Below are 17,271 nucleotides of genomic sequence, written 5' to 3'. Positions count from 1 at the left end.
GGCGGGCCCGGCGCGGGACCCGGTGCAGGATCCGGCCGGGCCCGGCGCCGTCGGCCGTCAGGCGTCGGCGGGTGCCTTCGCGTCCGTGCCGTTGCGGCGGTTCCTGGCCTCGCGGACCAGCGAGACGGCCACCACCAGCGCCGCGACGAGCAGCGAGAGCAGCACCTGCTCGCGTCCGCCGTCGTCGGTCAGCATGTAGACCAGGACGAACGAGATCATCGCGATGGTCGCCCAGGTCAGGTACGGGAAGAGCCACATCCGTACGATCAGCTTCTCCGGCGACTCGCGCAGGATCATGCCGCGCATCCGCAGCTGGGTGAAGCAGATGACCAGCCAGACGAACAGGGCGACCGCGCCGGAGGAGTTCAGCAGGAACTGGAAGACGGTGTCGGGCCACTGGTAGTTGAAGAACACGGCGACGAAGCCGAAGACGACCGAGGACAGGATGGCGGCCTGCGGCACGCCCCGCTTGTTCGTCCGGGCGAACGCCTTCGGCGCGTCCCCGCGGCCGCCGAGCGAGAAGGCCATCCGCGAGGCCGTGTAGAGGCCGGAGTTCAGGCACGACAGCACGGCGGTGAGCACGATGACGTTCATGACCTGTCCGGCGTGCGGGATGCCGATGGAGTTGAGGGCGGCGACGTAGCTGCCGTCCTTCACGATCGACGCGTCGTTCCACGGCAGCAGGGTGAGCACGATGAAGATCGAGCCCAGGTAGAAGACGGCGATCCGCCAGATCACGCTGTTGGTGGCCTTCTGGACGGCGCGCTGCGGGTTCTCCGACTCGCCGGCGGCGAGGGTGACGATCTCGCTGCCCATGAAGGAGAAGACGACCATCAGCACACCGGTGAGGATGGCGCCCGGCCCCTGGGGGAAGAACCCGCCGGTGTCGGTGAGGTGCGCGAGACCCGCGCCCGGGTTGTCCGAGCCGGGCAGCAGCCCGAAGACGGCGAGCAGTCCGACGACCACGAAGGCGCCGATCGCCACGACCTTGATCCCGGCGAACCAGAACTCGAACTCGCCGTACGACCCGACCGAGACCAGGTTCGTCGCGGTCAGCACCACCATCACGATCAGCGCCCACGCCCATTGCGGGACGCCGGGCACCCAGCCCTCCAGGATCTTGGCCCCGGCGGTGGCCTCGACGGCGAGCACCACGACCCAGAAGAACCAGTACAGCCAGCCGATCGAGAAACCGGCCCAACGGCCCAGCGCCTGGTCGGCGTAGGCGGAGAAGGAGCCCGAGCTGGGGCGGGCCGCGGCCATCTCGCCGAGCATCCGCATCACGAAGACGACCATCAGGCCGACCAGCGCGTAGGAGAGCAGGATGGCGGGTCCGGCGGCGGCGATGCCGGTGCCGGAGCCCACGAAGAGGCCCGCCCCGATCACGCCGCCGATGGCGATCATCGAGAGGTGGCGGTTCTTGAGGCCCGCCTGGAGGCCGTCCGAGGAGTTCGAGGAGTGGGGGGAGTCCGGGCCGTTCGACCGGTCCGGATCGCCGGGGTGGGGGCCCGGCCCGATCAGAGTCGTCTGCGACGTCATGGATCGAATTCCTTACGTTCTCGGGTCACGCGGTGCGTGCCCGGCTGCGGCAGTGGGGTGCGGCAGCGAGTGATGCATTGAAGCCCGACGAACGGTGAAAACGGAACCCCATCTTCCGGTTCATTGACCGGATCTTTGCCGAAGTGTCCTTGCTCACATCCGGCCCGCGCGTTTCGATCACCCGAGGTCCGCCGCGAATTCCGGGCCGGCCGGTCGGAGGGGGCGCGACCCCGATGGCGCCCGCCGCGCGGGGCTCGTGCCACACTCGGATGCATGCGCGTGTACCTCGGCTCGGACCATGCCGGTTATGAACTGAAGAACCACCTCGTCGAATGGCTCACGGCCCAGGGCCACGAAGCCGTCGACTGTGGCCCCCACATCTATGACGCCCAGGACGACTACCCGCCGTTCTGCCTGCGCGCCGCCGAGCGGACGGCCGCGGACCCGGACAGCCTCGGCATCGTGATCGGCGGCTCCGGCAACGGCGAGCAGATCGCCGCGAACAAGGTCAAGGGCGTGCGTGCCGCGCTCGCCTGGAGCGAGCAGACCGCCGCCCTGGGCCGCGAGCACAACAACGCCAATGTGATCGCCATCGGCGGCCGGATGCACTCGGTGGAGGAGTCCACCAAGTTCGTCGAGGTCTTCCTCGCCACCCCGTACTCGAACGAGGAGCGTCACACCCGTCGCATCGAGATGCTGACGGCGTACGAGACGACCGGCGAGCTCCCCCCGATCCCGGCCCACCACCCGCAGCAGGGCTGACCGGCCTCCACCTCCTGTGCCGCCGGAACCCCCGGCGGCACAGCCGTTTCCGCCCGGCCGCCCGTACCGCCGGTCCCGCGCAGCCGTTTCCGTACGGTCGGCCCCCGTCGCCGGTCCCGTACCGCCGTTCTCGTACCACCGCGCCCGTACGTCACGTCATCGAGGAGAGTCGCCGCCGTGCCCGAGGGACACACGATCCACCGCCTCGCGGCGGACCACCGGGACAGGTTCGCCGGGCGTCCGGTGCGGGTGAGCAGCCCGCAGGGCAAGTTCTCGGACAGCGCCGCGCTGCTCGACGGCCTGGCCTTCACCGGCGTCGACGCCCACGGCAAGCACCTCTTCCTCGGCTTCGGGGACACCGGCTGGGTCCACATCCACCTGGGCCTGTTCGGCAAGCTCGGCTTCGGCCCGGTCCCGGCCCCGCCGCCCACCGACACGGTGCGGCTGCGGCTGCTGAACGACGAGCACCACGCGGACCTGCGCGGCCCCACGACGTGCGCGCTGATCACCGAACCCGAGAAGCGCGCGATACACGACCGCCTGGGCCCGGACCCGCTGCGGACCGACGAGGACGGCGAGCGGGCCTGGCAGCGGATCTCGCGCAGCCGGATCACCGTCGCGGCCCTGCTGATGGACCAGAAGGTCATCGCGGGCGTCGGCAACGTCTACCGCGCGGAGGTGCTGTTCCGGCACGGGATCGACCCGTACCGCCCCGGCCGGGACCTCCGGCGCGCGGAGTGGGACGCGATCTGGGCGGACCTGGTGATGCTGATGCGCGAGGGCGTGCGGAACAACCGGATCGACACGGTCCGCCCCGAGCACACGCCGGAGGCGATGGGCCGCCCGCCGCGGGTCGACGACCACGGCGGCGAGGTGTACGTGTACCGCAGGGCCCGGCAGGCCTGCCACATCTGTGGCGGCGAGATCCGCACCGCCGATCTCGCCGCCCGCAACCTCTTCTGGTGCCCGGGGTGCCAGCGGGCCTAGGTTCACGGGCCCGGAGCCCGGACCCGGTCCGCGGTGTCCGGTCCGGTCCGGTCCGGTCCGGCTCGCGAGCCCGGACCCGGTCCGCGGCGTTGCTAGAACCCGTGGGGCAGCCACGGCTCCGCGTCCGAGGAGAACGCCAGCGACGCCTCCGCCAGGGCACCGGGCCGCAGCTCCCGCACCCGGCCGGCCAGGGCCAGCGAGCTCAGCGACTCGCCGCCCAGGTACGCCGACCCCAACTCCCGCACCGAGAGCGCGAGATCGGCCGGATCGTCGGTGCGCCGGCACGACGCGGTGCCCTTGGCGTCACCCGTGAGCCGCCAACGCCCCGCGTTCCAGGGGCAGAACGCGTCCTCGACCTCGAACACCACGTCCACCGGTGCCCGGTACGCCCGCGCCTCCAGCGCCGCCCCCAGCTCCACCAGCCGTACGTGGAGCGAGTCCCGGACCCGGATGTCGCACCGCCGCACGTCCGACACCATGTGCAGCACCGCGTCGTCGACCGGCCGGTTGCCCGCCACGACGGTCGACGTCAGGTCGATCTCGAAGAGGAACCGCCACAGCGCCGCGTACGCCGCCGGGTCCAGCGCCCCCAGGTCGTTCACCACCACCTTGCCCGCGGGGCCGGACGCCTCCCACTTGGGGTTGAGGCGATAGGACACACAGCCCACGAGCTCGCCGTCCCGCTCCGCCAGCACGTACTGCCGGGCCGAACCGCCCTGCCGCTCGTGCACCGGGTCGACCACGGCCTTCCGGTCCCAGGCCGCATTGTGCGCGGGCGTGCCGGGACGCCCGGCCACCAGCCGCTCGTACACGCTCGCGCACGCGGCCAGCGCCTCGTCCGGCTTCGCGTGGCGCAGCCGGATCCCGTCGGTGCCCTCCGGCACCGTCAGCCCCACCCGGGTCGTGTCGATGGTCAGGGACATCTGCCGCGAGGCCATGCCGTACCCGAACCGGCCGTAGATCTCCGGCTCCGACGCCGTCAGCACGGCGATCGGCTCGCCCAGGGCCCGGACGTCGTCCAGCTGCCTGCGCATCATCGAGGTCAGCAGACCGCGCCTGCGATGGGTGGAGGCGACGCTCACCATCGTGACCCCGGCGGCGGGCACCAGGGCCCCGCCCGGCACGGCCAGCCGGAAGCTGAACGCCCCCGCCGTGCCCACGACGTCGTCGCCGTCCCAGATGCCGAGCGACCGCTCGTGCTCGGTCAGCTGCTCCTCCAGCTCGCGCTGCTCGGGCGGCTCCGCGACACCGCCGAATGCGAGCTCCAGGCACTCGAACCACTGGTTCCACTCGGACGGACGCAACACGCGAAGCTCTGTAGTCATGGAGCCATGACTACCAGGGGCACGGCTCCGGGGCGAACCGATTTCGAACGCATTGTCACAGGGGCCCCCTGCACTCGGGGCGTCCGGCTAGATAAGGTCCCCGCAATGGCTCGACGCGCGGCAACAGACTCGTACCCGGCACGATTGCGGAAATCGGTGCACCGGGCACGCGTCGCGCTGCGCAGATCCGGGGTCGACTACTTCCGCGGCGACGGGTCGGACTGGATCGCGCTGGCCGGACTGCTGCTGACCGTCCCGGTCATCACCTGCGTCACCCTGATCAACCCGCTGTGGTGCTCACCGGCCGCCCTCGTCCTGCCGATCGTCGCGGGCGGACTGCTGCTGCGGCCCGCGAGCCTGCTGGGCCTGTACGCGACCGCCGCCACGGCCCTGATCGTGGAGTCGCTCGGGCTGGGCCCGTACGACGACGGGCCGGGCCGGGTGACGCCCGGCATCGTCCTGGTGGTCGCCGCCTGCGGCCTCTTCGGGCTGGTCCTCGCCCAGTTCCGGGCCCGGGTCGGGGTGCCGTGGCGGCGCGGCGGCACCATGCTCTTCGACCTGCGCGAACGCATCCGGGTGCAGAGCGCCCTGCCCCGGCTGCCGCAGGGCTGGCACCGCGAGATGGCGCTGCGCCCGGCCGGCGGGCAGTCCTTCTCCGGCGACTTCGTCGTGGCCGCCCGCACCAACGGCGGCCGGACCCTGGAGGCCGTCCTCACCGACGTCTCCGGCAAGGGCATGGACGCGGGCTCCCGCGCCCTCCTGCTGTCCGGGGCCTTCGGCGGGCTCCTCGGGTCGCTGCCCCCGCACGGCTTCCTGCCGGCGGCCAACGGCTATCTGCTGCGCCAGGACTGGGACGAGGGCTTCGCCACCTCGATCCATCTGGTCCTGGACCTCGAATCGGGCGACTACGAACTCTTCTCGGCCGGGCACCCGCCCGCCCTGCAACTCCACTCCGGCAGCGGGCAGTGGGAGGAGAAGGCGGCCGAGGGGCCGCTGCTCGGGGTGTACGACGGAGCCCAGTTCGACGCGGTGAAGGGTTCGCTGGCCCCCGGCGACGTGCTGATGCTGTTCACGGACGGCCTGGTGGAGGCGTCCGACCGCGACATCGCGGAGGGCATCGACCGGCTGACCGGCGAGGCGGACCGCTACGTCGCCACGGGGTTCGAGGGCGCCGCCTGGCATCTGATCGAGGCGTGCGCCAAGGACGTCAACGACGACCGGGCGCTGCTGCTGCTGTCCCGCAGGGCCTGAATCAGGAACCGTACGCAAACGCACCGAACCGGGCGCGCGTCAACGGGAGTCGGCCCCTCACCGGATCGTGGACACGATGCGCCGGGGAGCGGTACGGGAGCGGGGCGGGTCGGGGAAGAGCGGCAGGGCTGTCCGGTACGGGAACGGGGCGGGGCGGCAACGAGGCGGTACGGGAACGGGGCGGGGCGGGGCCGCCGGGGTGTCGCCCCGCTGCCTCCGCGCCCGCCCCGTCGTCCCCGGCCGGGGGCCTGTTCCGCAGTCCCGGTCCGGGGCCGTTCAGGCCGGGACCGTAAGTCTTCCGGCGTCGGTGCCGTCACCGTTCCCGTCGTTCTCGCCCCCGTTCCGTCCGCCCGGCAGGATGCGGGCCAGCCAGTGCGACCGTCCGGCCGCCAGCGGGGAGAGGACCGCGAGGACGAGCACGTAGCCGGCGATGAACGGCGGCAGCCGCTCGTCCAGCCCCGCGCCGGCGGCCATCGTGGCGAGGATCAGTGCGAACTCGCCGCGGGCCGTCAGGGTGGTGGAGATGTTCGCCGCGGCCTGCCGTCCGAAGCCGTAGACCCGTGCGGAGACCAGGCCGGAGGCGATGTTCATCGCCGCGGTCAGCACGACGGCGGCCAGCACCGGCCACATCACGCCCGGCAGGTCACCGGGGTTGATGGAGAGCCCGAAGGCGAAGAAGAAGATCGCCCCGAAGGCGTCGCGCAGCGGATGGACCAGCTTGAGGATGCGCTCGCCCGACGTGGTGCTGCCGAGCATCAGGCCCACCATGAAGGCGCCGATCGCGTCCGCGACCCCGAACCACTCGGAGACCCCCGCCACGAAAACGGCGGCGCCGAGGAAGGAGATGACGAGCAGTTCGTCGTCCGAGGTGTGGATCAGCTTGCTGATGAGCTTCGTGCCGAACCGGGCGGTGAGCGCGAGCAGCAGCAGGAAGCCGAACGCCTTGCCCCCGTCGAGCACCGCGGCGCCGAGGCTGTCCGAGCGCGACAGGATCGGCTGCAGGGCGGCGAGGTAGAGGGCGAGGAAGACGTCGTCGACGACGATGATGCCGAGGATCGTCTTGGTCTCCGGGCTGGCCAGGCGCTTCGTGTCGACCAGGATCTTGGTCACGATGGCCGACGACGAGATGCCGATGACCCCGGCCATGACGAGGGCCTCCGAGGTGCCCCAGCCCAGGGCGAAGCCGAAGGCGAGTCCGGCGCCGACGTTCAGCGCCAGATAGACGGAGCCCGCGATGAGCATCTTCCGTCCGCCGGCCTTGAGGTCGTCGAGGTGGAATTCGAGGCCGAGGTAGAAGAGCAGCAGCACCAGGCCGAGTGCGGAGAGCATCTCCAGCTCGTGCGGATCGGCGACGAGCACGATGCCGGGCGTGTGCGGGCCGAGCAGGATCCCGGCCAGGATGAACAGGGGGATGGTCGGCAGTCCGATGCGGCTGCCGAAGCGGGCGAGGACGGCGGCGGCGAGGAAGGCGCCGCCCATGGCGATGAGCGTGTCTGCGTGTCCGATGAGCCTGATCCTTCATTTGGTCAAGAGAGCGTCAAGAAGTCGTCAGTAATTAGTTTACCGAACGATTGACGTCGAAACTATGCCGCCTCGTCGGCCCCGCTGTCCGGCTGCCGCTGTCCGGTTCCCGCCGACCCGGCTGTCCCGGCCCCGGTGCCGGCCCCCGCCACCCGTCCCGCGGCAGCCCGACCGCCCGTCCCGCCCGGTCCCGGGACTGCACACCCCCGGTACAACCTGGGGTTTTCCCCACCCCCGATCCGCCAGCAGCCGCCATGTTCCGGGACCACCCCCGCTCCATAGGTTCGAAGCACGGCCGAAGAAGCGGCCGGCGAGCAAGGAGAGGCGGAGAACATGGGGCTGCGAGGCACCCGACGCACGCAGGACGGGCAGCACCCGGCGGACACCCACCGGGGGGCCGGGCTTTTGGACCTCGCGGTCGAACTGCGCGGTGTCCGCAGGCAGTACGGCCGGGGCGGATCCGCCGTCCACGCGCTGCGGGGCATCGACCTGGCCCTCCCGCGCGCCTCCTTCACCGCCGTCATGGGTCCCTCCGGCTCCGGGAAGTCGACCTTCCTCCAGTGCGCTGCCGGGCTCGACCGCCCCACCGAGGGCTCCGTACGCCTCGGGGGCACCGAGATCACCGGCATGAGCGAGAACCGGCTCACCGAGCTGCGCCGCACCCGGCTCGGCTTCGTCTTCCAGTCCTTCAACCTGCTCCCGTCCCTGACGGTCGAGCAGAACGTCATCCTCCCCATGCGCCTGGCCGGGCAGAGCCCCCGCTCCGCCCGGGGCCGCCGCGAGGCGGCCGAGATGCTCGCCCGGGTCGGCCTCGGCGACAAGGGCGGCCGCCGCCCCGGCCAGCTCTCCGGCGGCCAGCAGCAGCGCGTCGCCGTCGCCCGCGCCCTGGTCACCCGCCCCGACGTGGTCTTCGCCGACGAACCGACCGGCGCCCTCGACACCACCACGGCCGCCGAGATCCTCGCCCTGCTCCGCGACGCGGTGGACGGCCTCGGCGCCACCGTCGTCATGGTCACCCACGACCCGGCGGCCGCCGCCCACGCCGACCAGGTGCTCTTCCTCGCCGACGGCGCCATCGCGGACAGCCTGCCGCGCGCCGACGCCGCGCGGATCGCCGCCCGGATGACCGCGCTGACCGCCCGCACCGCCCGCACCACCCCCGTTCACGCAGGAGCAGCAGCCTGATGTCCCTCGTCCCCAACGGCCTCGCCCGCGCGGCCGTGCGCTTCAAACCCTCGTCGTTCGTCGGGACGTTCGTCGCGCTCCTGCTGGCCGCGGCCGTCGTTTCCGCCTGCGGGATCCTGCTGGAGACCGGCGTACGCGCCGCGGTGCCCGCCGAGCGCTACGCGAAGGCCCCCGTGGTGGTCGCCGCCGACCAGCAGATCCACCTGAAGATCCGGGAGGACGACCCGGACACGCCCGTGACCGTCCCGGACACCGCCCGGCTGCCCCTGGCCCTGGTCGACAGGGCCGCCTCGGCCCCCGGCGCGGCCACCGTGATCGGCGACGTCACCTACCCCGTGCACCGGGACGGCACCCCCCTCACCGCCCACGGCTGGGGCTCGGCCCCCCTCACCGACACCCGGCTGGCCACCGGCGAGGCACCCCGCACCGGTGAGGTCGTCGTCCCCGCCGGGACCGGGACCGGGGCCGGCGGCAGGATCACCCTCGACACCCCGGTCGGCCTCCGGGAGTTCAGGGTCTCGGGCACCACCGCCCCCGGCACCACCGTCTGGTTCGCCGACCGGCAGGCCGTGCAGCTCTCCGGCCACCCCGGCCGGGTCGACGCCCTCGCCGTGCTCGCCGAACCGGGCACCTCCACCGACGTCCTCGCCGACCGGGTGCGCAAGGCCGTCGGCAACACCGCCGCGGCACAGGTCCACACCGGCGACGACCGGGGCGCCGCCGAGGACCCGGCCCTCGCGGGCGCCAAGGAACTCCTCTTCGGCCTCGGCGCCTCCTTCGGCGGCGTCGCCACCATGGTCGCCGTCTTCACCGCCGCCGGTACGGTCGCCCTCTCCGTCGGCCAGCGCGGCCGCGAGTTCGCCCTGCTGCGCGCCATCGGCGCCACCCCGCGTCAGCTGCGCCGCAGCATCGCCGCGGAATCCCTGCTCGTCGCCCCGCTCGCCGGAGCGCTCGGCTGCCTGCCCGGAACCGCCCTGGCCACCTGGTGGTTCGGCCAACTTCAGGACCGGGGGGCCATCCCCGAGGCCGTCGACCTGCACGTCTCCCCGCTGCCCATGGCCGTCGCCGTACTCGTCACCATGGCCACCGCCCTGGGCGCCGGCTACCTCGCCGCGCGCCGCCCCGCGAAGATGCGGCCGGGCCTGGCCCTCGCCCAGACGGCCGTGGAACGCGCCCCGTTCGGCGCCGTCCGCACCCCGCTCGGCATCGCGGCCCTCATCGGCGGCATCACCCTCGCCGGCGTCGCCTCCGTCACCTCCGGCGAGGACTCGGCGAACGCGGCCCTGGGCGTCGTCATGCTCTTCATGGTCGCGGTCGGACTGCTCGGCCCGGTCATCGCCCGGATCTGCGCCGCCGTCCTCGGGCTGCCGCTGCGCGCCGCCGGGGCGTCCGGCTCGCTGGCCGCCGCCAACTCCCTCACCAACTCCCGCCGACTGGCCTCCGCGATCACCCCGATCGTGCTCGCGATGGCCTTCTCGTCGACGCTCGTCTTCATGCACACCAGCCAGGAACGGGTCACCGCGCACCAGCAGCGCGACGCGATCGTCGCCGACCACATCGTCTCCGCCCCGGCGGGACTCGCCTCCGACGCGACCGAACGGGCCGCCGCGACCCCCGGCGTCTCCACCGCCGTCGGGCTGCTCCGCACCGCCGTCCTGGTGCCCGGCGGATCGAACGGCCCGATGCTCCAGACCGCCTCCGCGCAGGGCGTCATCGGCTCCGGCAGGGAACTCCCGAAGGTCCAGGACCTCGACGTCAGGAGCGGGTCCCTGGCCGCCCTGCGGCCCGGGACGATCGCCGTCGACACCACGCTCGCCGGCTCGCTCGACCTGGACACCGGCGACCGGCTCGCCCTGCGGATGCCGGACGGCACCAAGGCGTCCGCGAAGGTCGTCGCGATCTACGGGCGGGGCCTGGGCACCAGCCTCGTCACCCTGCCCGCGGCCGACCTGAAGCCCCATGTGACCTCGCCGTACGCCTCCGACCTGCTGGTGCGAGCCACCCCCGCCGCCGCGCGCGGACTCGCCGCGCTCGGCACCGTCTCCGACCGCTCCGGCTACGCCGCGGCACAGGACGAGGGCCGCGAACTCAACGCCTGGGCCAACACCACCATGGCCTCGGTCCTCGGCGGATTCGCCGGCATCGCCGCCGTCAACACCCTCGTGATGACCGTCCTCGACCGCCGCCGCGAACTGACCATGCTCCGGCTGGTCGGCTCCACCCGCCGCCAGGTCATGGGCATGATCCGCTGGGAGGCGCTGCTGGTCACGGTCGCCGGGGTCGCGCTCGGCACCGGGATCGCGCTGGCCACCCTCGTCCCGATGATGAAGGGCCTGACGGGCGAGTCCCCGTACATCCCGCCGGTGCTGTACGGATCCTTCGTCGCCGCGATCGTCGGACTCGGCCTCCTCGCCGCCACGGTCCCGGCCAGGGCGGCCCTGCGCACGACGGCCGCCCACCCGTAGAGTCGGTCCATGACGACCCGGCGCGGTGACCTGACCCTGACCGAAGTCGAGGCGATCGCCCGCGCGGCCCACGCCGGGCAGCGGGACAAGGCGGGCCGCCCGTACACCGAGCACCTCGCGGCCGTCGCCGAGGGCGTACGGGCCAGGGGCGGCAGCGACGAACAGATCGCCGCGGCCTGGCTGCACGACGCGGTCGAGGACGACGCGCTGTCGGAGGAATGGCTGGCCGGTGCCGCACTGCCGCAACGGGTCAAGGACATGGTCCTCGCCGTCACCAAACGGGACGGCGAGGACCTCGTCGCGTACACCCGGCGCATCCTCGACACCCCGGGCGCCCTGCTGGTCAAGGAGTCCGATCTGGCCCACAACGCCGACCCGGACCGCCTCGCCGTGCTGGAACCGGCGACCCGTACCCGGCTGACCGAGAAATATGCCCGGGCACGGAAGCTGCTCGGGCTCACTCCGCCCCGATGACCCGGTGAACAACAGGTTCAAGCCAACATGGCGCGGTACTGACCCCGAGGGCGGTGCCTTGGGGCCGACCCCGGGGCGCCGCCCCCGGGGTCAGCGCCCGGCCGGGTTCCGCCGGAACGCCCACTTCATGTCCGGTTCCGTCACGGCGCGCAGCGCCCGTCGCACCGGCGGCGTGCACATCACCGTCACCGCGCCGGCCGCGACCACGGAGACGAGGATCAGACCACCGGGCGCCGCGAGCCACTCGTAGAGGTCGAACACCCCGGCGTAATCGGCGCCCTTGATCAGGAAGCCGTGCAGCAGGTAGCCGCAGATCGTGCCGCCGCCGAGCACCGTGAACCACATGTGACGGCGCGGCACCCAGGACAGGAACCCGACGGTGAGCAGCAGCGCGCAGCCGAACATGACCAGCGTCATCACGGCACCGGACCACCACGGGGCGCCCATCTCCTGCGCGCTGTTGCTGCGGTAGAACCAGCCCAGCTGCATCCGCGGCGCCGCCCAGTACGCGCACAGCAGGGCCGCGGCGAACAGCGGGAGCGCGAACATCCGGACCTCGCGCCGGCGCACCGCGTGGAAGTGCTCGGGCCGCAGCTGCAGTCCCAGCACGAAGAACGGCAGGAACTGCAGGATGCGCTGGAGGTCGAGGTCGTCGCCGATCGTCGGGGAGAAGGAGGCGAGCACCGCGACGGCGAGCGCGACCGGCAGCGGATGGCGCAGCGCCTGCCACAGGGGCGTGGTGATCCGCCAGACGAAGAGCGCGATCAGGAACCAGGTGAGGTACCAGGGGTCGATCAGGCTGATCGGCTGGTCCGGCGAGTCGTCCGCGTACCGCTTGAACAGCGAGTACGCGGTCTCGAACACCACATAGGGCACGGCGACGCCGGTGATCAGGCGCCGCACCCTGGTGGCGGACATGTCGAAGGAGCGGGAGAAGTAGCCGGAGACGATGATGAACGCCGGCATGTGGAAGGTGTACGCCACCATGTACAGCGCGCGGGCGGTCCGGCTGCCCTCCATCACCGGTTCCCACGAGTGCGCCACCGCGACGAGCACGATGGCCAGATATTTGACGTTGTCGAAGTAGGCGTCGCGCTTCTTCGCCGACGGGGGCGCCGACGGCTTGTTCGCCACGGGTGCGGGCGCCGCGGCGGCAGTCGTCGTCCCTCGGTGTCTGGGCTCCGACTCCCGGGTCGCCGATGGGAGCGGGGCCCTCTGAAATGCGTTCGGAGCGTGGAACATCTCACGCACCTTAGACGCCCCGATTGCAATTCGTAAAACCGCTCGTGGATATCTCGCGCTCCCGCCCAATCGAAAGCGAAACCACCGTCAACCGCCCGCTATGCACCGATTCATCCACCTTAAATGGTGCATAGCGGCAGGCTGTTGTGGGCCGTTAATTTCATCGCACTCGAACCTTGGAATTGCGTGTGAATGAAGTGTGGGGATATGGAAACCATCACATTCGCAGCCTTGTTCGGGTGGGTTATTCACAGTCCGCGCACAGGCGCGGGAGGCCCGCGGGGGTCTCCGTGCGACCCGCGTGCGGACGTGCGCCCCTGGCGTGCGCGGGGCGCGAGGATGGCGCGATCTCGTCAGTGTGATCCGTCACCCGGCAGCAACCACAGGGGAGTTGGTGGCACGATGGAACGCGACGGAGGGTGCTCGGCCGCACATCTCCGGGCCGGCAAGGTGTACCGATCCGAGGGTGTGATCAGTGGTGGCCATTTCACTGTCCGTGGTGCTTCTGTTTGCGATCATCCTGGTGGTCATGATCCGGAGCGGTTCCATCAAGCCGGGACCCGCGGTCGTCGCGGCCCTCTTCGGCTTCTTCCTGGCGTCGACCGGCATGGCGCCGTCGATCAACCGGTTCATGAACTCGATAGCCGAGACCATCAACCAGATCTCCTTCTGACCGACCCCGCCGGCGCTGCTGACCCCGCGACAGATGCCGTGCGCGGCCCGGAGTCCGGGCCTTTCGGCGGGGCGCACCCGCGGGCCGTCGACGAGGAGCGCGACCGTGCGGCACCGAAGGCCGGGGGGCGACGTGGTGCCGTCGAGGGGGCAGCACGAGAACAGCACGAAACGCAAAGGGCCCGGTCCGGCGAGTGATTTCGCCGGACCGGGCCCGAGCATGGAGCGGGCGACGGGAATCGAACCCGCGTAGCTAGTTTGGAAGACTAGGGCTCTACCATTGAGCTACGCCCGCGAGGCCGCACCGCAGGTCCGGTGACCGGCGGCACGTGAAGCATCGTAGCGGGTCGTGGGCGCTGCCCGCACACCCGTTGTCACGGCGACCCGGCACGGTGTCCGACGGCACCCGCCCTGAAGGGGCCGACGCACTGTCCGACTGCATGTACCCTACGTGTCGCACCGACGGGGTGTGGCGCAGCTTGGTAGCGCGTCCGCTTTGGGAGCGGAAGGTCGTCGGTTCGAATCCGGCCACCCCGACCACCGGCAAGATCAGTGACCATCGCAGGCGGCGTTCCGGGGCCGTCCGCGGGATCGCGGAGCACGGGCAAGATCGCATTGTGGGAGTCCGACTCCTTGCCGTTACTATGCAAATTGCGTGCCCGTGTGTCTGATGTACCGGGCTCGGTCCGCGAAGCCGCCTCCCGTGCGGCGGAGCAGAACCCCAAGAAGTCAGCCACAAGGAGACCGAACCGTGAAGAGCGCCGTGGAGACCCTGAACCCGACCCGGGTTCGGCTCACTGTCGAGGTGCCCTTCGAGGAGCTCAAGGACAGCCTCGACGCGGCGTACAAGAAGATCAACCAGCAGGTCACGGTGAAGGGCTTCCGCAAGGGCAAGATCCCTGCCCGGGTCATCGACCAGCGGTTCGGTCGCGGTGCGGTGCTGGAGGAGGCCGTCAACGACGCGCTCCCGAAGTTCTACACCGAGGCCGTCAACGAGGGTGAGCTCAACGTCCTCGGTCAGCCCGAGGTCGACATCACCGAGCTGAAGGACGGCGAGCTGCTGGCCTTCACCGCCGAGGTTGACGTACGCCCCGAGATCGAGATCCCGGACTACTCCGGCATCGAGGTCACCGTCGACGCCATCGAGGTCACCGACGAGGACGTCGAGAAGGCCGTGGAGCAGCTCCGCGAGCGCTTCGCCTCCACCAACCCGGTCGAGCGCGCCGCCGCCGAGGGCGACGTCGTGACGATCGACCTGGAGGCCAAGGTCGACGGCGAGGTCCTGGAGGACGGCGTGGCCGAGGGTGTCTCGTACACCATCGGTTCCGGTGAGCTCCTCGACGGCATCGACGCCGCGGTCACCGGCCTGGAGGCGGGTGGCGAGGCCACCTTCACCTCCGAGCTGAAGGGTGGCTCGGCCGAGGGCAAGGAGGCCGAGGTCACCGTCAAGGTCTCCGCGGTCGCCGCCCGTGAGCTCCCCGAGCTGGACGACGAGTTCGCCCAGATGGCCAGCGAGTTCGACACCCTCGACGAGCTGAAGGCCGACAGCCGCAAGCGCCTGGAGAACACCAAGCAGTACGACCAGGCCACCCAGGCCCAGGAGCGCGTCCTGGACGAGCTGCTCAAGCTCGCCGAGGTCCCGATCCCGGAGAAGCTGCTCGCGGACGAGGTGCAGACCCGCAAGCACAACCTGGAGCACCACCAGCTCGGCCAGATGGGCCTGACCCTCGAGAAGTACCTGGAGATCCAGGGCAAGACGGTCGAGGAGTTCGACGCCGAGACCTCCGAGCAGGCGGTCAAGGGCATCAAGACCCAGTTCATCCTGGACGAGATCGTCAACAAGGAGAAGCTGAACGTCAACCAGGAGGAGCTCACCGAGCACCTCATGCGGCGTGCCGCTTCCTCCGGCATGAGCCCCGACCAGTTCGCCCAGGCCGTCGTCGAGGGCGGCCAGGTGCCGATGCTCGTCGGCGAGGTCGCCCGGGGCAAGGCGCTGGCCGTGGTCGTCGAGGCCGCCAAGGTCGTCGACACCAACGGCGAGGTCATCGACCTGGAGGACGACGAGGAGGAGGCCATCGAGGCCGTCGAGGCCGCCGAGGGCACCACCGAGGCCGTCGCCGACGCCGCCGAGGAGAAGAACGAGGCCTGAGCCTCGCGCTGAACCCCTTCGACGGGCTCCGGACGCAGTCGCGTCCGGAGCCCGTCGCCATATGGCGCGCGGTGCCCCACAACCCTTGTGCGGACTGCGGACCTTGCGCTCCGAGCGAACAGTTGCGGAAGCGGGATGGCGTTGTCCCACCTGCGCGTTAGGGTCCATGAATAGGAAGGGCAGGGGAGTCCCCGGCCCACCCGGTACGAAGACGCTGAGACGGCCGGAGCCGTCAGAGACGAGCAGGTGGATACGTGACGAATCTGATGCCCTACGCCGCCGGAGAGCCGTCCCTCGGTGGAGGCCTCGGTGACCAGGTCTACAGCCGGCTGCTCGGCGAGCGCATCATCTTCCTCGGTCAGCAGGTCGACGATGAGATCGCCAACAAGATCACCGCGCAGCTGCTTCTTCTCGCCGCGGAGCCCGAGAAGGACATCTACCTCTACATCAACAGCCCCGGTGGTTCGGTGACGGCCGGCATGGCGGTCTACGACACCATGCAGTACATCCCGAACGACGTGGTCACCATCGGCATGGGCATGGCGGCCTCGATGGGCCAGTTCCTGCTCACCGGCGGTACCGCGGGCAAGCGCTTCGCGCTCCCGAACACCGACATCCTCATGCACCAGGGTTCGGCCGGCATCGGCGGTACGGCCTCGGACATCAAGATCCAGGCCCAGTACCTGCTGCGCACCAAGCAGCGCATGGCGGAGATCACCGCCCGTCACTCCGGCCAGACCGTCGAGACGATCATCCGCGACGGCGACCGCGACCGCTGGTACACCGCGGAGGAGGCCAAGGAGTACGGCCTCATCGACGAGATCATCACGGCCGCATCGGGCGTTCCGGGCGGCGGCGGCACCGGCGCCTGATCCGGCACCCCCGGATCCGGCTCCACCGCCCCGCGCACCTCTCGTACGCCGAGACACCCAGCCACAGAACGCCACCAGGATGGTGAACACCCACATGAACAACTTCCCCGGCGCCTCCGCGAGCGGCCTCTACACCGGCCCGCAGGTGGACAACCGCTACATCGTCCCGCGCTTCGTGGAGCGCACCTCGCAGGGCGTGCGCGAGTACGACCCGTACGCGAAGCTCTTCGAGGAGCGCGTGATCTTCCTCGGCGTGCAGATCGACGACGCCTCCGCCAACGACGTCATGGCGCAGCTGCTGTGCCTGGAGTCGATGGACCCGGACCGGGACATCTCCATCTACATCAACAGCCCCGGCGGCTCGTTCACCGCGCTCACCGCGATCTACGACACGATGCAGTTCGTGAAGCCGGACATCCAGACGGTCTGCATGGGCCAGGCGGCCTCCGCCGCGGCCGTGCTGCTCGCCGCGGGCACCCCCGGCAAGCGCATGGCACTGCCCAACGCCCGTGTGCTGATCCACCAGCCGTCCTCGCAGACCGGCCGTGAGCAGCTCTCCGACCTGGAGATCGCGGCCAACGAGATCCTGCGGATGCGCACCCAGCTGGAGGAGCTGCTGGCCAAGCACTCCACCACCCCGCTGGAGAAGATCCGCGACGACATCGAGCGCGACAAGATCCTGACCGCCGAGGACGCCCTCGCCTACGGTCTCATCGACCAGATCGTGTCGACCCGCAAGCAGGCGGCCACGGCCGTCTGACGTCCGCCTTCGCCCCTTGGCACACGGGGTTCGCCCGGCCTTTGCCGTGTGAACCGTGCCAAGGGGG

At 71.1% G+C, this 17,271-nt stretch carries 14 protein-coding genes and 2 tRNA genes; 11 read left to right on the top strand and 5 right to left on the bottom strand.

The window, feature by feature from the left end:
- Window positions 1-57: 57 nt before the first annotated feature.
- Window positions 58-1,539, bottom strand: coding sequence for an amino acid permease (locus ABZZ04_RS08605; RefSeq protein WP_356931440.1), 1,482 nt, complete (start codon window positions 1,537-1,539; stop codon window positions 58-60).
- Window positions 1,540-1,812: 273 nt separating this feature from the next.
- On the opposite strand from ABZZ04_RS08605, the gene ABZZ04_RS08600 reads away from it, so the two are divergent.
- Entirely contained in the window at window positions 1,813-2,301 is a 489-nt protein-coding gene (locus ABZZ04_RS08600) for a ribose-5-phosphate isomerase (protein ID WP_148835186.1), read from the top strand.
- 177 nt (window positions 2,302-2,478) lie between these two features.
- On the top strand, window positions 2,479-3,288 hold the full coding sequence (locus tag ABZZ04_RS08595) for a DNA-formamidopyrimidine glycosylase family protein (RefSeq protein ID WP_356931439.1): 810 nt from the start codon (window positions 2,479-2,481) through the stop codon (window positions 3,286-3,288).
- Window positions 3,289-3,380: 92 nt separating this feature from the next.
- On the opposite strand, the gene ABZZ04_RS08590 is transcribed toward ABZZ04_RS08595, so the two are convergent.
- A complete protein-coding gene (locus ABZZ04_RS08590) occupies window positions 3,381-4,613 on the bottom strand; it encodes a GNAT family N-acetyltransferase (RefSeq protein WP_356931438.1) in 1,233 nt (410 codons plus the stop codon).
- A gap of 105 nt (window positions 4,614-4,718) precedes the next feature.
- Here ABZZ04_RS08590 and ABZZ04_RS08585 point away from each other — a divergent pair, with 105 nt between their 5' ends.
- Complete coding sequence (locus ABZZ04_RS08585) at window positions 4,719-5,864, top strand: PP2C family protein-serine/threonine phosphatase (RefSeq protein WP_356931437.1); 1,146 nt, start codon at window positions 4,719-4,721, stop codon at window positions 5,862-5,864.
- 276 nt (window positions 5,865-6,140) lie between these two features.
- On the opposite strand, the gene ABZZ04_RS08580 is transcribed toward ABZZ04_RS08585, so the two are convergent.
- Window positions 6,141-7,343 carry a cation:proton antiporter gene (locus tag ABZZ04_RS08580; protein WP_356931436.1) on the bottom strand — a complete coding sequence of 401 codons (1,203 nt, stop codon included), beginning with the start codon at window positions 7,341-7,343 and terminating at the stop codon, window positions 6,141-6,143.
- A 375-nt stretch (window positions 7,344-7,718) separates the two neighbouring features.
- Here ABZZ04_RS08580 and ABZZ04_RS08575 point away from each other — a divergent pair, with 375 nt between their 5' ends.
- From ABZZ04_RS08575 to ABZZ04_RS08565, 3 genes are read left to right on the top strand one after another with little or no spacing between them, the layout of a single operon-like run.
- Complete coding sequence (locus ABZZ04_RS08575) at window positions 7,719-8,570, top strand: ABC transporter ATP-binding protein (RefSeq protein ID WP_356931435.1); 852 nt, start codon at window positions 7,719-7,721, stop codon at window positions 8,568-8,570.
- A complete protein-coding gene (locus tag ABZZ04_RS08570) occupies window positions 8,570-11,035 on the top strand; it encodes an FtsX-like permease family protein (RefSeq protein WP_356931434.1) in 2,466 nt (821 codons plus the stop codon). Before ABZZ04_RS08575 ends, ABZZ04_RS08570 begins: the two co-directional genes overlap by 1 nt.
- Window positions 11,036-11,044: 9 nt before the next feature.
- Window positions 11,045-11,509 (top strand): HD domain-containing protein, encoded by a 465-nt coding sequence (locus ABZZ04_RS08565; RefSeq protein ID WP_356931433.1) that lies wholly within the window; start codon window positions 11,045-11,047, stop codon window positions 11,507-11,509.
- A 90-nt stretch (window positions 11,510-11,599) separates the two neighbouring features.
- On the opposite strand, the gene ABZZ04_RS08560 is transcribed toward ABZZ04_RS08565, so the two are convergent.
- The gene (locus tag ABZZ04_RS08560) at window positions 11,600-12,751 is read right to left on the bottom strand and encodes an acyltransferase family protein (RefSeq protein ID WP_356931432.1); all 1,152 of its coding nucleotides are present in this window, start codon (window positions 12,749-12,751) and stop codon (window positions 11,600-11,602) included.
- A gap of 478 nt (window positions 12,752-13,229) precedes the next feature.
- Here ABZZ04_RS08560 and ABZZ04_RS08555 point away from each other — a divergent pair, with 478 nt between their 5' ends.
- Window positions 13,230-13,424 carry a hypothetical protein gene (locus ABZZ04_RS08555; RefSeq protein WP_356931431.1) on the top strand — a complete coding sequence of 65 codons (195 nt, stop codon included), beginning with the start codon at window positions 13,230-13,232 and terminating at the stop codon, window positions 13,422-13,424.
- Between the two features lie 220 nt (window positions 13,425-13,644).
- Here the strand turns inward: ABZZ04_RS08555 and ABZZ04_RS08550 are convergent.
- Window positions 13,645-13,718 (bottom strand) — tRNA-Gly (locus ABZZ04_RS08550).
- 168 nt (window positions 13,719-13,886) lie between these two features.
- Between ABZZ04_RS08550 and ABZZ04_RS08545 the strand changes: the two genes are divergently transcribed.
- The 4 genes from ABZZ04_RS08545 to ABZZ04_RS08530 all read left to right on the top strand — a co-directional run bounded on the left by ABZZ04_RS08545 (window position 13,887) and on the right by ABZZ04_RS08530 (window position 17,204).
- Window positions 13,887-13,963, top strand: a tRNA-Pro gene (locus tag ABZZ04_RS08545).
- Between the two features lie 211 nt (window positions 13,964-14,174).
- Complete coding sequence (gene tig, locus ABZZ04_RS08540) at window positions 14,175-15,572, top strand: trigger factor (protein WP_356931430.1); 1,398 nt, start codon at window positions 14,175-14,177, stop codon at window positions 15,570-15,572.
- Window positions 15,573-15,838: 266 nt separating this feature from the next.
- Window positions 15,839-16,444 (top strand): ATP-dependent Clp protease proteolytic subunit, encoded by a 606-nt coding sequence (locus tag ABZZ04_RS08535; RefSeq protein ID WP_187438547.1) that lies wholly within the window; start codon window positions 15,839-15,841, stop codon window positions 16,442-16,444.
- Between the two features lie 79 nt (window positions 16,445-16,523).
- Window positions 16,524-17,204 carry an ATP-dependent Clp protease proteolytic subunit gene (locus ABZZ04_RS08530; RefSeq protein WP_356931429.1) on the top strand — a complete coding sequence of 227 codons (681 nt, stop codon included), beginning with the start codon at window positions 16,524-16,526 and terminating at the stop codon, window positions 17,202-17,204.
- Window positions 17,205-17,271: the final 67 nt, after the last annotated feature.

It is taken from the genome of Streptomyces sp. NPDC006435 (genome assembly GCF_040612315.1).
Lineage (GTDB): Bacteria > Actinomycetota > Actinomycetes > Streptomycetales > Streptomycetaceae > Streptomyces.
This window is presented reverse-complemented; position numbering and strand designations above follow the sequence as displayed.

Excerpts from the sequence above, each read along its gene's own strand:
- ABZZ04_RS08570 (WP_356931434.1), top strand. The coding sequence starts at position 8,570 with ATGTCCCTCGTCCCCAACGGCCTCGCCCGCGCGGCCGTGCGCTTCAAA.
- ABZZ04_RS08530 (WP_356931429.1), top strand. The coding sequence starts at position 16,524 with ATGGTGAACACCCACATGAACAACTTCCCCGGCGCCTCCGCGAGCGGC.
- ABZZ04_RS08575 (WP_356931435.1), top strand. The coding sequence starts at position 7,719 with ATGGGGCTGCGAGGCACCCGACGCACGCAGGACGGGCAGCACCCGGCG.
- ABZZ04_RS08535 (WP_187438547.1), top strand. The coding sequence starts at position 15,839 with ATGCCCTACGCCGCCGGAGAGCCGTCCCTCGGTGGAGGCCTCGGTGAC.
- ABZZ04_RS08590 (WP_356931438.1), bottom strand. The coding sequence starts at position 4,613 with ATGACTACAGAGCTTCGCGTGTTGCGTCCGTCCGAGTGGAACCAGTGG.
- ABZZ04_RS08585 (WP_356931437.1), top strand. The coding sequence starts at position 4,719 with ATGGCTCGACGCGCGGCAACAGACTCGTACCCGGCACGATTGCGGAAA.
- ABZZ04_RS08560 (WP_356931432.1), bottom strand. The coding sequence starts at position 12,751 with ATGTTCCACGCTCCGAACGCATTTCAGAGGGCCCCGCTCCCATCGGCG.
- ABZZ04_RS08580 (WP_356931436.1), bottom strand. The coding sequence starts at position 7,343 with ATGGGCGGCGCCTTCCTCGCCGCCGCCGTCCTCGCCCGCTTCGGCAGC.
- ABZZ04_RS08565 (WP_356931433.1), top strand. The coding sequence starts at position 11,045 with ATGACGACCCGGCGCGGTGACCTGACCCTGACCGAAGTCGAGGCGATC.
- ABZZ04_RS08605 (WP_356931440.1), bottom strand. The coding sequence starts at position 1,539 with ATGACGTCGCAGACGACTCTGATCGGGCCGGGCCCCCACCCCGGCGAT.
- ABZZ04_RS08600 (WP_148835186.1), top strand. The coding sequence starts at position 1,813 with ATGCGCGTGTACCTCGGCTCGGACCATGCCGGTTATGAACTGAAGAAC.